11 protein-coding genes are annotated in these 14,325 nt (G+C 65.9%); 3 read left to right on the forward strand and 8 right to left on the reverse strand.

Going from position 1 to position 14,325, the window contains the following annotated elements; translation table 11 throughout:
• Positions 1-214 precede the first annotated feature (214 nt).
• The 6 genes from ABIB42_RS18750 to ABIB42_RS18775 all read right to left on the reverse strand — a co-directional run bounded on the left by ABIB42_RS18750 (position 215) and on the right by ABIB42_RS18775 (position 10,233).
• A complete protein-coding gene (locus ABIB42_RS18750; protein WP_005671266.1) occupies positions 215-511 on the reverse strand; it encodes a DUF3325 domain-containing protein in 297 nt (98 codons plus the stop codon).
• On the reverse strand, positions 508-2,058 hold the full coding sequence (locus ABIB42_RS18755; protein WP_005671267.1) for a PepSY-associated TM helix domain-containing protein: 1,551 nt from the start codon (positions 2,056-2,058) through the stop codon (positions 508-510). Before ABIB42_RS18755 ends, ABIB42_RS18750 begins: the two co-directional genes overlap by 4 nt.
• Positions 2,059-2,067: 9 nt before the next feature.
• Complete coding sequence (locus ABIB42_RS18760) at positions 2,068-2,340, reverse strand: hypothetical protein (protein ID WP_005671268.1); 273 nt, start codon at positions 2,338-2,340, stop codon at positions 2,068-2,070.
• On the reverse strand, positions 2,324-4,447 hold the full coding sequence (locus ABIB42_RS18765) for a TonB-dependent receptor (protein ID WP_429248809.1): 2,124 nt from the start codon (positions 4,445-4,447) through the stop codon (positions 2,324-2,326). The genes ABIB42_RS18760 and ABIB42_RS18765 overlap by 17 nt, the downstream gene beginning before the upstream one ends.
• Before the next feature lie 98 nt (positions 4,448-4,545).
• Entirely contained in the window at positions 4,546-7,473 is a 2,928-nt protein-coding gene (locus tag ABIB42_RS18770; RefSeq protein WP_005671270.1) for a M16 family metallopeptidase, read from the reverse strand.
• A gap of 93 nt (positions 7,474-7,566) precedes the next feature.
• Positions 7,567-10,233 (reverse strand): two-component system response regulator, encoded by a 2,667-nt coding sequence (locus ABIB42_RS18775; protein ID WP_184239929.1) that lies wholly within the window; start codon positions 10,231-10,233, stop codon positions 7,567-7,569.
• 347 nt (positions 10,234-10,580) lie between these two features.
• On the opposite strand from ABIB42_RS18775, the gene ribBA reads away from it, so the two are divergent.
• Genes ribBA through nusB form a run of 3 tightly spaced genes read left to right on the forward strand, consistent with a single transcriptional unit; the run spans position 10,581 to position 12,695 of the window.
• Positions 10,581-11,693 (forward strand): bifunctional 3,4-dihydroxy-2-butanone-4-phosphate synthase/GTP cyclohydrolase II, encoded by a 1,113-nt coding sequence (ribBA, locus tag ABIB42_RS18780; RefSeq protein ID WP_005671272.1) that lies wholly within the window; start codon positions 10,581-10,583, stop codon positions 11,691-11,693.
• A 32-nt stretch (positions 11,694-11,725) separates the two neighbouring features.
• Positions 11,726-12,205: a 6,7-dimethyl-8-ribityllumazine synthase gene (gene ribH / locus ABIB42_RS18785; RefSeq protein ID WP_005671273.1), complete on the forward strand. Its 480-nt coding sequence runs from the start codon at positions 11,726-11,728 to the stop codon at positions 12,203-12,205.
• Positions 12,206-12,224: 19 nt separating this feature from the next.
• A complete protein-coding gene (gene nusB, locus ABIB42_RS18790) occupies positions 12,225-12,695 on the forward strand; it encodes a transcription antitermination factor NusB (protein WP_005671275.1) in 471 nt (156 codons plus the stop codon).
• A gap of 283 nt (positions 12,696-12,978) precedes the next feature.
• Here the strand turns inward: nusB and ABIB42_RS18795 are convergent, their stop codons facing one another.
• Positions 12,979-13,779 carry a transglycosylase SLT domain-containing protein gene (locus ABIB42_RS18795; protein WP_157225766.1) on the reverse strand — a complete coding sequence of 267 codons (801 nt, stop codon included), beginning with the start codon at positions 13,777-13,779 and terminating at the stop codon, positions 12,979-12,981.
• Positions 13,754-14,050, reverse strand: coding sequence for a hypothetical protein (locus ABIB42_RS18800; RefSeq protein WP_229410226.1), 297 nt, complete (start codon positions 14,048-14,050; stop codon positions 13,754-13,756). Before ABIB42_RS18800 ends, ABIB42_RS18795 begins: the two co-directional genes overlap by 26 nt.
• Between the last annotated feature and the right edge of the window lie 275 nt (positions 14,051-14,325).

The following is a 14,325-nucleotide window of genomic DNA, read 5'->3' on the forward strand; positions in this document are numbered from 1 at the left end:
ATTTTAGGGTCTTCTATTACTCGTGAAGGTAGTGTTACCGAGCTCACCGTAAGGGTTGACCGACGCCGCTTCATCCCGGCTTAGCCGGCTACGGTATATTTGACGGTATTTCAAGAAGAGACCGTGTAGAAAGCGGCAACCATGCGGGTTGTGACACTATTGAACATAATCGCGCGCTACGTCGAGCGCATGCTGTCGGCCGCGCGCTGACGCACTAGCGGCCTGCAGTGCGCCAGGTGATGGTGAAGGCGACGGCGATCGACGCCGCCGAGATCAGCACGATCCACAACAGGCTGCCGAAGCTGGCACCGTCACGCCAGACGCACAGGCCGTAGGCCAGCAGCAGCAGGCACGGGCCGGCGCGGCGCAGCCAGCGCGGCGCCGCAGAGCCGTCGCGCCGCCATCCCATCCGTTCCCAGTGTTCCTGCATCGCCAGCGCCAGGCAGGCGAAACCGGCGTAGCTCGCCAGGCAGGCGGACAGCAGCAGCGTCGCGTTGAAGGCCATGCTCATGACCGCGCCTCCGCCCCCGGCACGCGGGCCTGGGCCGGCTTGCCGGCCAGCCGGCGCGCGCTCCATGCCGCCAGCAGTGCCAGCGCCAGCAACATCAGGTCCACGCCGGCCACTGACCATTTCCCGTCCGCGAGCGCCCTGGCGACATGGTCGCCTGTCGTCGCCGCGTTGAGCAGCACGCAGGCGACGGCGAGCAGGCAGGCAGTCCAGGCCTGTTCGCGCCACGCCGCCTTGCCGCGCCACCAGGCGTGGGCGAAGCTGGCCAGCCAGGCGAGATAAAACGTCCAGACCTCCAGCGCGGCGCGCTGCTGCCCATCCGGCAGCAGGCGATTCGCCGCCAGGAAGGCGAGCGTCGCGATGACGATCCCGGTCACGCTGCCGACCGTCAAACCTTCCACCGCGCGCACCCCGGCCAGCCCCTTCGCGGCATGGCGCGCGCGGCGCGCCTCGAGCCAGAACAAGAAGCCGGTGGCGATCAGCACGCAGCCGGCCAGCCCGGCCAGGAAGTACAGCCAGCGCAAGGTCCAGTGCTCGAACTGGATGAAGTGGATGCCCGAGATGAAGCGCTGGGCCGACATCACGGGCGCCGCCTGGAAGCGGTGCAGCACCTCGCCGCTGGCCGCGTCGAAGAACATCTGGTCCACGTTCATCGTGACCTCGCGCGCGTAGGAGCGGCGCAGCTCGACGTAGCTGTTGGCGTCGCCCGGGTGCCAGACCCGCACGAAATATGGCTGAGATTCTGGCTGCGCGCCGCCCCATTCGCGCCGCGCGACGTCGGCCATCGTATCGAGCGAGGCCAGGGGGCCGGGCGCGTTGGCCCTGGGCCGGCTGTACTTGCCGTAGGCATCGGCAAAGAACGCGGCCTTGGCCGCCTTGCCTTCGCCATAGGCGCCGGTGTACGCCTGGGGAAAATAAATCATCATGAAGATGACCATGCCGGACAGTGTGATGATGAAGTGGAAGGGCAGGCCCAGCACGCCGACCAGGTTGTGCAGATCGAGGCTGCTGCGCTGCAGGGATTTGCGCGGCCGGAAGGTGAAGAACTGGCTGAAGATCTTGCGATGGATGATCACCCCCGATACCAGCAACAGCAGCATGCCCATCGCCGCCACGCCGACGATCCACTTGCCGATCTCCAGCCACTGCAGGTGCAGGCCGTAGTGGAAGGGGAAAAAGAAGCCACTGCCGCCCAGCGTGCCTTGCTCAGGGAGGAAGGCGAGCCGCTGCGGGTCCAGCTGGCGCGGCGCCGGTTCCTCATCCGCCGCCTTGTAGGTGAAGCGCAGCACCGGGGTGCGCTGGGTCGGCAGGTCGACCCGCCACTGGCTGGCGCCGGCGGGAACCTCCGGCAGCACGGCGCGCGCGACGGCGTCGAGCGATATGGGCGCGGTTGCGGGCGCGAGCCGCGTGGCCGGCATCATCCAGCGGTCGATCTCGCGGTCGAACACGCTCAGGGTGCCCATCCAGAACACGGCGAACAGCACGCTGCCCAGAACGACGCCGGCCCAGGTATGCAGCCACGCCATCGATTTGCGGAAGGTGTCTTTCATATTGGCTTCCTAGCCCGCCAGGTGGATCACGGCGGCCATCATGACCGCACCCGCCGCCAGAACGGCCAGTTGCCGCGCGATGCTGCGCACGGTGAAGGCCCACACCAGCAGCGCGAGATAGAACACGAAACCCAGCATCGACGACAGCGCGACGGCTTCCGAGCGCGCCATCCCGAAGCGCGCCAGCACGGCGCCGGCCGCGATCACCGTCAGGGCGGTGAGCAGGTAGCCACCCGCCACCGCGCCGGCGATCCTGAGTCCGCGTTCAGAAGCCGAGCGCATAACCGACGGTCACGGTGCGTCCACGGCCGGCGAAGTAGCGCGACGGCTCGACCAGCGCGCTCTGCGAGTAATACGTGATGTAGTCCTTGTCGAGCAGGTTGGCGACGCCGAAGCGCAGGTCGCCCTTGGCGAGCTTGTAGCTCAGGGCCGCATCGACCAGCGTGTATCCCGAGAAGCGCTTCGCCGGCTCGTCGAAGTCCTGCGAGAACGCATGCTGGGCCTGCACCAGCGACGACAGGCGGTCGGTCCAGTTCGCGCTCCAGCTGGCCAGCACGCGGTCCGGCGCCACGTTCAGGCCATCGAGCTTCGCGTCCAGGCTGCCGTCGTTATCGCTGTCGTAGCGGCCCTTGGTGCGCGCATACGACAGGCTGGCGCGGTGGATGGCGTTGAAGCGGTGCGCGATCTTGGCCTCGACGCCTTCCAGCCGCGTCTTTTCGCGCGCCATCATGAACACGCCGCCGACCGAGACGACGCGGGCGCCGAAGTCGGAATCGGAACGATAATAACTGGCGTCGAATTCCCAGTCGCCCTTGCGCACGCGGGTGCCGGCTTCCACGCCGTCGGTCAGGATCGGCTCCAGGTTGCGCAGGCTGCCGATGCTCTGGCCCGGCGTGTTGATCGAGCGGAGCGTGCGACCGATGTCCGGCAGGCCGAAGCCTTCCGAGTAATTGGCATACAGGGTGACGTCCTTGAGCGGCTCCAGCACCAGGCCCGCATTGAGCAGCGTTTCGTTGAACTTGATCTTGCCGCCTTCGACGAAGGTGTTGTTGTAGGCGGCCAGCGTGCGGTAGCTGTCCACTTCGAGGTCGGCGTTCTCGCGCCGCGCGCCGGCGTGCAGCGTCAGGTTATCGAGCAGCTTGAATTCGCCCTGGGTGAACAGCGACAGGTTGCGGTACTTTGACTCAGGAACGAAGGTGCGCTTGGTGCCGTACATGTCCTGCTTGCCCTCGTCGACCAGGGTGTCGAAGCCGAAGGTGAGCTTCAGGCGTCCGTCCAGCAGTCCCTCTCTCGTCAGGCCGACCTTGCTACCGTACTTCGAGGCGACCGAACGCGACTGGTCGTACAGGGTGCCGCGCGGCGCGATCGTCACGTCCTGGAAGGTGGCCGAGTTGTCGGCGCCGAACAGGCCGACGAATTCCTGGCTGTAGGCCATCGCCGACAGTTCCATGCCGGCCAGGCTGGTGTGGGTGTAGCTGGCGCTGGTGGTCCAGACGTCGTTCCAGGCCGGCGTGCCCGGCGGCGTGCCTTCGATCGAAGTGGATGGAATGCTGCGCGCGCGGTCGCCCGGCACGCCGAGGTAGCTGGCCTTCGACTTGATCCGGTAGCGGTTGACCGAGAACTGCAGGCGCTGGTGTTCGTCCGGCCGGTAGCCGATCTTGGCCAGCACGTCGTAGCTGCGCGAATCCATCAGGTCGCCCTGGGTCACGTCGACGCCGATCGAACGGCCGGCGCCGTCCAGGTACAGCCCCTGGTCCTCGTAGCCGACCGAGAACAGGTATTCGAGCTTGTCCCCTCGGCCGTCGAGCCGGTAGGTGGTCTTGTAGCCGAGCAGGTCGCCGTTCACGTCAGACGTTGGCGTCGTCACCTGCACGTCGACGTGCTGGTTGAAGCTGCCCGGAGCAGGGCGGCGCGTGATGATGTTGATGGTGCCGCCGGTCGCGCCGAGGCCGTTGATGGCGTTCGGGCCCTGGACGATCTCGATGCGGTCGACCATCGCATAGTCGATGGTGTGGGCCTCGCGTCCGGTAGGTCGCACCGGATTCGATTGCGGCACGCCGTCGACCAGGATCAGTGGGGTGCGCCCGCGCAGCGTCTCGCCCGAGCCGTTCATCTTGCCGCGGCTGGGCGTGTACGAGGGCAGCAGGTTGCTGAGGACGTCGGACGTGTTGGTGGAGATGGTCAGCTGGCGCGCGATGTCTTCCTTGCGGATCACGACCACCGTCTGCGGCGCCTTGTCGACTTCGACGTTGGAGCGGGAGGCGGCGATGACGACCACGGCGCCGTCGCCATCGGCCGGCTGGGCCTGGGCGGCGAACGCCAGCAAGACGAGTGGAATGAACGCTGCGAGTGGATGACGCGGGAAAGGGAAGGTCTGCGAGAACTGCACGAACGGCTCCGATCTACTTGATAATGAGAATTATTATCAAGTAGATCAGAGGCCGATGTCAATCGCCACTGGCAATCGGTGGATGGGATGGCGCGTCGTCAGCTTCCCGCAGCGCGCGTTGTTCCTGCCTTGGCTACCTTGGCCGCCGCCTGCGTCTCCGGATTGAGCACCACCTGCACATAGTTCCTGGTGTCGAAATAGCGCCGCGCGGCCATCTTTATGTCGTTCGCGGTCAAGGCCTGCACCTGTTTTTCCACGGAGAGGATCGAGGCCGGATCGGTGCCCTCGGTCAACGCCGACTGCAGGTTCGCCACCCAGTAGCCGTTCTCGCGCAGCGAGCGGCGGTGATTCTGGATCCAGCCGGTCTTGACCTTGTCCAGCTCCGCCGCGTCCGGACCGTCCTGCTGCAGGCGCGCGATCTCGGCGAAGGTCGCGGCGATCACCTTGTCCACGTTTTCCGGTCCGGTCGGCAGGCTGATGCCGACCGAGTAGTTCCCGTAAGGGATCTTGCTCAAGGTGCCGCTGGCGCCGCCGCCGTAGATCATCGCCATCTTTTCGCGCAGCACCTCGATGATGCGCAGATTGGTCACTTCGATCAGCGCCGACAGGCGCAGCTGCTCGGCTTCGGAGAATTCGGCCTGGCCGGTGAAGTTGAGTGCGATGCTGCTCTTCGGCTCGGAGCCGCTGCGCACCTCGCGTTTCACGATGCCGGTGGCCGGGCGCAGGCCCACGTCGCGGTAGGCGACCGGGATGTCCGGCGTCGGCAGGGTGCCGAGATAGGTCGCCAGCAGCGGCCGGATCTGGCGCTCGTCGAAGCTGCCGACCAGGATGAAGGTCAGGTCCTTGGCGCTCGAGAAGCGCTGGCGGAAGATGTCGATGCTGCGATCCAGGTCGATCTTGGCGTATTCCTCGGCATCGAGCGTGCGCGGCGCGCGCGGGTGATTGTTGTACAGGGCCGCGACCAGCGCGTCGTTGAAGTAGCGTCCCGGCAGGCCGCTCTGGTTGCGCGCGATCTCGGCCTGCTTGTCGATATAGGCGTGGAACAGGCCTTCGTCGCGGCGCACGCCGGCGAACTTCAGCCACAAGAGCTGCAGCATGGTCTCGATGTCGGTGGCGCCCGAAGCGCCCGCGATCACGTCGGTGTAACTCCCCAGCCCCACGGTCACGCCGGCCGCCTTGCCGGCCAGGATCTTGCGCATGTCGAGCGGAGTAAAGTCCTTCACGCCCATGCTGGCCACGATCGCGTTCGAGAAGCGCGCATTGAGGATGTCGCCGTCGGGGAACAGGCTCTGGCCGCCGGGACGGGCGGCGCTCAGCATCACCTGGTCGTTGCGGAAGTCGGTCGGCTTGAGGATGACTTTCACGCCGTTGGACAGGGTCAGGCGGGTCAGGCCCAGCGCCTTGTCGTGTTCCTCGGCGGTGATCTTTCCAGGCTGCGCCGGGCGCTCCATCAGGCGCGTCGCCAGCAGTTTCTCGTCGTGCCGTTCAACCGGCGTGCGCGCGGCCTCGCTGACGGCGGCCAGCAGCTGCGCACCGGTCGGCGCGTCGGGTTGATTGTCCCCTTTGCTCACGCCCGTGTACAGCACCAGCTTGCCGGAATCCGCCGGAATGGTGCGCCGCGCGTAGTCGTTCATCTCGGCGAGCGAAATGCCGGGCACCAGCTGCTGCACGTAGCGCCACTCGGTGTCGATGCCGGGGATCGCCTCGTCCTGCAGGAAGTTGCGGATGTATTCGGCGGCGTAGGTCGCTGAGTCGCTCTTGGCGCGCTCGTTCCATGCCTGCTCGTAGGTGCGCATCAGGTTCTTCTTGGCGCGCTCCAGCTCCTGCTCGCCGAAGCCGTGCTGGCGCGCGCGCTCGTTTTCCTGGACCAGGGCGGTGATGGCCGGCAGGGCGCCGCGCGGGCCGATGGCGGCCGACGAATTATAGGAGTGATAGCGCGGCGTCAGCTTGCCGAGCGAGCTGCTCGCGCCCAGGTAGGGCGCGTCGGGCAGCTGCGCCAGTTCGGCCAGGCGCTGGTTGAGCATGGTGCCGAACAGCGATTGCACCAGTTCGTCGCGGTAGGCGCCGATGGTGCCCAGCTCGCGCACCGGCTGCACCGGGTAGCGGATCAGCACCGCGTTGCCATTGGCTTCCGGGTCGGTGACGACCAGCGCCTCGGTGTCGGCGCGCGCCGGAATCGCGGCGTAGTCGCGTGGCCGCGGATTGGCCGGGTTCTTCAGATGCGCGAAATGCTGTTTGACGAGCTTCTCGGCGCGCGCCGGGTCGACGTCGCCGACCACCACCACCGCCATCAGGTCGGGGCGGTACCAGTCGCGGTAGAAGCGGGTCAAGGCATCGGGTTTAAAATTTCTTAATACGTCTTCGCGCCCGATCGGCAGCCGTTCGGCATATTTCGAGCCGTTGAACAGGCGCGGATAGATCTGCTTGCCCATGCGGTCCGAGGCGCCTTTGCCGAGGCGCAGCTCTTCGAGCACGATGCCGCGCTCCTTTTCGATGGCGTCGGCATCGAAGCGCACGCCATGGGCCCAGTCTTCCAGCACCTGGAAAGCCTTGCTCACGTGTTCCGGCTTGTCGGTCGGGATCGGGAGGATATAGACGGTTTCGTCGAACGAGGTGTACGCGTTCAGGTCGGCGCCGAAGCCCACGCCGATCGACTGCAGATAGGACACCAGCTCGTGCTTGCGGAAATTGGTGGTGCCGTTGAAGGCCATGTGCTCGACGAAGTGGGCCAGGCCGCGCTGGTCTTCATCCTCGAGGATGGAACCGGCCTTGACCACCAGGCGCAGTTCGAGCTTGCGTTCAGGGCGCGCATTGCGCTGGATGTAGTAGGTGAGGCCATTGTCCAGCTTTCCGACCTTGACTTGCGGGCCGACCGGGATGGGCGATTCCATCTGCAGCGCAGGCGCCTGCGCTGCCTGCGGCGCCGGCGCCTGGCCTGCCTGCGGCGCGCCATGCGCCAGCGGGGACAGGCCCAGGACCGCGGCCAGCGCCATCGACGGCAGGCCGCGTACGAAGTTGTTGCTCATTCAATGGTTCCTGGGTGACTTGTTTATTGCATTCTACATGGCGCACAGGCAGGCACGGATGGGCTTAAGACTGCCCTAAACATCGTCGCCGGTTCACAGCACGACCCGTCCTTTGGCCAGCAGCTCGGCCATCTCGAAGGCCGGCACCGGCCGCCCGTACAGGTAGCCCTGCAGGACGTCACAGCCGAGGGAGCCGAGGAAATCGCGCTGGCCGACCGTTTCCACGCCTTCGGCCACCACCGCCAGCGACAGGCCCTGGGCCAGGGCGATCGTGGCCTGGGCGATGGCGGCGCTGCGCTGTTCGGTGGCGATGTTGCGCACGAACGTCTGGTCGATCTTGAGTTTGTCGAGCGGGAAGCGCGACAGGTAGCCGAGCGACGAGTAGCCGGTCCCGAAGTCGTCCAGCGACAGCGAGACCCCCAGCGCGCGCAGCTCGGCCATCTGGGCCTCGGCCGCCGCGCTGTCGCCCAGCATCACGCTTTCGGTCAGCTCGACCTCGAGCCATTGCGCTTCGAGACCGCTGTCGTGCAGGGCGGTGCGCACCACCTGGGCTACGCTGCCGGCCTTGAACTGGCTGGCCGAGACGTTGACCGCCACCCGCACCGGCGCCAGGCCGGCGTTTTGCCAGGCCTTGTTCTGGAAACAGGCCTGGCGGATCACCCATTCGCCGATCGGGTGGATCAGGCCGGTGTCTTCGGCCAGCGGAATGAAGTCGGCCGGCGACACCGGCCCGATCTCTTCGCTGCGCCAGCGCAGCAGCGCTTCCATGCCGACCACGCGGCCATCCAGACGCGAGACCTGCGGCTGATAGTGCAGCGACAATTCGTCGCGCTCGATCGCGCGCCGCAGGCGCGTCTCCAGCGCCAGCCAGCGCAGCGCCTCGGCGTTCATCTCGCCCTTGAAGAACCGGAAGCCGTTGCGGCCCGACTCCTTCACGTGGGCCAGCGCGGCGTCGGCCGCCTTGAGCAGGTCGCCGGGGACGTCGCCGTCGCGCGGATAGACGCTGATCCCGATGCTGCCGGTGACCACCACGTCGTGTTCGCCGACCAGCAGCGGCTGGGACACCGCTTCCATCAGGCGCCGGGCGCAATAAATCACGTCGTCGGTGTCGTCGAAGCCCGTCAGCAGCAGCACGAATTCGTCGCCCGACAGGCGCGCCACGGTCTCGGTCGGGCCGGCCACTTCTCCGGCGCGGCGCGCCACCTCGCGCAGCACGGCGTCGCCGGCCGCGTGGCCCAGGCTGTCGTTGATGCGCGACAGGCGGTCGACGTTGAACAGCAGCAGCGCCACTTGGCTGGCATCCTGGCGCGCGGCGGCCAGCGCCTGCTGCATGCGGTCGTTGAACAGCGAGCGGTTCGGCAGCAGGGTGAGCGCATCGTGGTTCGACAGGAAATCGAGCTGGTGATGGGCGGCCTTCAGCGCCGACAGGTCGGTCGACACCGAGACGTAGGCGGTGCGCCGGCCCTGCTCGTCATGGACCGCGCTGATGCTCATGCTGGCGGGGTAGATCTCGCCGTTCTTGCGCCGGTTCCAGATCTCGCCGCGCCATTGGCCGTCGTGCTCCAGGCAGTTCCACATGCCGGCGTAGAAGGCGTCGTCGTGGCGTCCCGATTTCATGAGCCTGGGGTTCTGGCCCATCACCTCGGCCTCGCGGTAGCCGGTGATCTCTTCGAAGGCCGGGTTGGCGGCGACGATGTTGGCGTCGGCGTCGGTCATCAGGATCGCCTCTTGCGTGCTGTCGAACACCTGGCGCGCCAGTTCCAGCCGGTGCTCGCTGTCGCGCAGCGCGGCGTCGGCGTCGGCGCGCGCCAGCGCCTCGAGTTGCAGCTGGGCGGCGTGGCGCTGCACGACCTCGTACAGGTTCAGGTTTTCGTAGGCCACCGCCAGCTGGGCCGCCAGGGCCGTGGCCCAGCGCTCCTCTTCGTCCGAGAACGGCGCCGCGCCGACCCGGCGGGTGCAATACAGCCAGCCAAGCGGATGCTGCAGGTCGTGCACTTGCAGGCCGAGCAGGTGGCCGACTTCGGGGTGGTGCTGGGGCAGGGTGGTCAGCAGGGCGTCGTCGCCGTCAAGCCGCAGCGGGGCGCGCGCGCGCAGCAGCACGCCGGGCAGGTCTTGCTCGTTCAGCGCGTAGGCCTCGAGCAGGCCGCCTTCGACGCCATGGGTGGCCATGTGGCGCACGGTGCGTTCGGTGCTGGCCAGCAGGCACAGGGCGACGCAATCGGCGTCCAGCACGCGCCGCGCGGCGTCGACGAAGGCATCGGCCAGGGCCTCGACGCGGCGCTCGCCCACCAGCATCATGCACATGCGTTCCAGCTCGGACAGGCGCGCGCACAGGTCGAACGGCAGGTCGCGATCGTGCTTTGACGGCAGCGCCGGCGCCGGCGCGCCGTGCGCCACGCCCAGCTCGGCCGCCACCGCCGCGAGGATGCGCTGCGGCTCGGAAGGCTTGCCCAACACCGTGGTCACGCCGCAGCGCGCCGCCATGGCCATCGTCTCGCGCTCCGAATAGACGGCCGAGAAGAAGATGACGCGGGTCGCGCGCAAGGCGGGATCGGCGCGCAGCTGCTGGACGAATTCGTAGCCGTCCATGGTCGGCATCAGGATGTCGGTGATGATCAGGTCGGGGCGCTCGGCGCGCGTGATGGCGAGCGCGCGGGCGCCGTCCTCGGCCTCGAGGATCCGGTGTTCGGTGTACCCGAGGAGGGCCGCGAGATAGCTGCGGTTGCTCGGCCGGTCGTCGACGATCAGGATCGTGGCCATCAGCGCCGCCCTCCGCATGGAGCGGCGCCAGGATGGCTGACGGGGAGGACTACCGGCATGGCAACTCCGAAAAATGGGACGCACCCTCTGGATGGGTACGGCAAAGATGTCTTAATAATAATCCAGTTGGGCGTGGGCACGGTACGATGTTGCACGTGAAAACATCGAGCTTAACAATTTAAATCCGCAAAATCACTAGATGTTGCTTAAAAGTAACATCGGCCGGCGAGGTCGGGGCGTCGCGCTGGCGATTTGGGAACAGGCAGGGGCCGACAATGCGGTTGAAAGCCTGTAAATCCATTAAAATAGCGGATTACGCATAACACCCCCGTTTCAAGGAATCCCGTATGTCTATTTCCAGCACCGAGGACATCGTTGCCGAACTGCGCGCCGGCCGCATGGTCATCCTGGTCGACGAGGAAGATCGCGAGAACGAAGGCGACCTCGTGCTTGCCGCCGACTTCGTCACGCCCGAGGCGATCAACTTCATGATCCGTCACGCACGCGGCCTGGTCTGCCTGACCCTGTCCGAGGAAATCTGCGACCGCCTGGCCCTGCCGATGATGACCTCGCGTAACGGCACCTCGTTCGGCACCAATTTCACCGTGTCGATCGAAGCGGCCGAAGGCGTCACCACCGGCATCTCGGCGGCCGACCGCGCGCGCACCATCCAGGTGGCGGTGAACAAGGGGACGACGCCGGACGACCTGGTGCAGCCGGGCCACATCTTCCCGCTGCGCGCCCAGAAGGGCGGCGTCCTGATGCGCGCCGGGCATACCGAAGCGGGGTGCGACCTGACGCAGATGGCGGGCCTGACCCCGGCCTCGGTGATCTGCGAGATCATCAAGGAAGACGGCACCATGGCGCGCCTGCCCGACCTGATCGAGTTCGCCAGGGAGCACAACCTCAAGATCGGCACCATCGCCGACCTGATCCACTACCGCAGCCAGAACGAATGCCTGGTCGAGCGCGTGGCCGAGCGCACGCTGTCGACCGAGGCCGGCGAGTTCCAGCTGGTCGCCTTCCGCGACGCCCCGAGCGGCTCGGCCCACCTGGCCCTGGTCCACGGCGAGCTGTCGCCCGAGAAAGAGGCGCTGGTGCGCGTGCACCAGCCGGTGTCGATCCTCGACCTGCTCGAGAACCGCGCCACCACCCACTCGTGGGACATGGCCTCGGCCATGAAGACGATCAAGGCCAGCGACGCCGGCGTGATCGTGCTGCTCAATTGCGGCGAAAGCGCAGATCAATTGTTCGCCCAGCTGGCGCCGCAGGACGGCAAGGCCAGCCGCGCCGGCGCCCGCGCCGCGTCGATGGACTTGCGCACCTACGGCATCGGCGCCCAGATCCTGCGCGCCCTAGGCGTGGGCAAGATGCAGCTGCTGGCCAATCCGCGCAAGATGCCGTCGATGACCGGTTTCGACCTGGAAGTCACCGGCTACGTGCCGCGCCTTGACGCCTGAACAATCAACCAATCAACAAGAAGAGGTCAGCCATGACGGTAGGAACTTTTGAAAGCAATCTGCAGGGCGAAGACCTGCGTATCGGTATCGTGCAGGCCCGTTTCAACGCCGACGTCGGCCACGGCCTGCTGTCGTCCTGCCTGGCCGAACTCAAGCGCCTGGGCGTGGCCGACGAAGACATCCTGCACGTGACCGTGCCGGGCGCGCTCGAAGTGCCGCTGGCGCTGCAGCGCATGGCCGTGACCGAACAGTTCGACGCGCTGATCGCCCTGGGCGCGGTGATCCGCGGCGAAACCTACCACTTCGAGCTGGTGTCGAACGAATCGGGCGCCGGCATCACCCGCATCGGCCTCGACTACGGCATCCCGATCGCCAACGCGATCCTGACCACCGAGACCGACGAGCAGGCCGAGGTCCGCATGGCCGAGAAGGGCGGCGACGCCGCACGCGTCGCGGTCGAGATGGCCAATCTCCTGATGGCGCTGGACGAGCTGGTGCCAGAGGACGAATAACAGTAAAGGCAAGAAAACAATGACTGACAAGAGTACGCACGCCAACCCGAGCAAGAACCGCACGCCGCGCCACCGCGCGCGCGAGTTCGCGCTCCAGGGTCTGTACCAATGGCTGCTGAACAATGAATCGGCGCGGGTGGTCTCGACCAATATCCGCGGCGCCCACGGCTTCGACAAGGCCGACAGCGAGTTCTTCTCGGCGCTGCTCAATGGCGCGATCAGCACCTCGGTCGAGCTGCGCGAGTCGATCGCTCCGCTGATCGACCGCGCGATCACCGAGCTGTCGCCGATCGAGCACGCGGTGCTGCTGCTGGGCGCCTACGAGCTGAAGAACCATCCCGAGATTCCCTACCGCGTCGTGATCAACGAGGCGGTCGAGCTGACCAAGTCGTTCGGCGGCATCGACGGGCACAAGTACGTCAATGGCGTGCTGGATAAATTGGCCTCGCGCATGCGGCCGGACGAAGTGGCGGCGAACGAGCGTCGTTGATCGTTTCGCTTCCAGCTTGACGAGAAAAAGCCACCGTGCGCGAGCCGGTGGCTTTTTCGTTGGTAGGTGGTCCGCCAGCGAATTGGATTCCCGCCTGCGCGGGAATGACGTGCTTGGGTACGTGTGCAAAGCCGCGTTGGTGGTGTTCGGGCGGAGAGATTACACGTCGTTCCCGCGCAGGCGGGAACCCAATTCGTCCGAGCAGCCGAAACAACATCTATATAGAACAGACGCAAAAAAGCCACCGCCGCAGCGGTGGCATCCAAGGACTTCCCTCGTGATCTTACAGGCCGGCCAGCGGCTCGACGTTCGGCACCTGCGCGCCGGTGGTGGAGGCGGTGGTGGTTTCCTGCATCGGCTTCGCTTCCGGCTTGGCCGTATCCGATTCAGGCTGCTTGGCGGCGACGATGGTCACCGGCGCCGGCGAGATGCGCGGGGTGCGCACCGGGACGTTCTGGCCTTTCGAGACCTTCTTCAGCAGCTTGTACTCGGCCAGCACCTTGTTGCCATAGCCCGAATCGGTTTCCAGGTCGGCCGCGCCGACATAGGTCTTCAGGCCGCCTTCGATCGAGCCGGTGCGCTTGACGTAATCCTTCAGGATCAGGGCGCCGACACGGATGTTGGCCACCGGGTTCAGTGCTGCCTGCGGACCGCCCACGTCCTCGAACTTGTCGTGGTGGACCTTGGCCATGACCTGCATCAGGCCCTTGGCGCCCATCGGGCTTTCGGCGAACGGGTTCAGGCCCGATTCGATCGCCATCACCGCCAGGATCAGGAGCGGATCGAGTTTCAGCTCGTGCGCCGTCAGGTAGGCGGTCGAGACCAGCATATTGGCGGCGTCGCCGGCCACGCGATAACGCTTGGACAGCCAGTTGGTGACGTATTGCTGCTGCTTGCTATTGCCCAGCATCGTGTGCGAATCGCGCAGGTGCGTCGTTTCGACGGCCACTGCCTCGACCACCGCCTTGGGCGTCGGCGCGACTGGCGCAACCGGTGCGGCCACGGCAACGACGACTGGCTGCGGATGCAGCATCTCAGAGACGCGTTTGGCGAAACTGTCATTGGTGTACAGCAGCGCCAGCATGGCGACTGCGGTCAGACCGAATACGGTCAGGGTAGTGCGTGCGGTTTTCAATAGTCCGCTTGCCGTTTTGCTCACGGAAGACCACGTGATTGGCTGGCTGGCCATGGATTGCACGAGCCTTGCGCTCGTGATAAAACGATGAAACATCGAATTTTCCCCTTGTCGCGGCAAAAGAGATCCCGTCGTGTCGCTCTAAGCGAAACGCAGAATGTGTTTTGCCGTGCATCAGAAAATCGTTTGTCGCCGCGACGCGGCCGACTAACGCCGTCATTGCTTTGCTTCAGCTGGCTGCTAACCCGTAGGGCAGGGACCAGTGGCTCAACAACTGTCTCGGGGGTTTGGGCAGACGCCCAAGAGAAAACACTCCTTAAAATGTCATATGGGGCCCCGACCCCGTGAATGCATGAGAACGGCTAAAATTGTGGCAAAAAAAGTAAGGCCGTCTCATCAAGTAGGACGGATTGTAGGGGCGGAGCTTATATCAAGTCAACCCTAGCACGTTCGGCTCTTATAACTTTTGGTTCTGATGAGGCGGCCTTCCAAATG

The organism is Massilia sp. UYP32, from assembly GCF_050434365.1.
Lineage (GTDB): Bacteria > Pseudomonadota > Gammaproteobacteria > Burkholderiales > Burkholderiaceae_D > Telluria > Telluria timonae.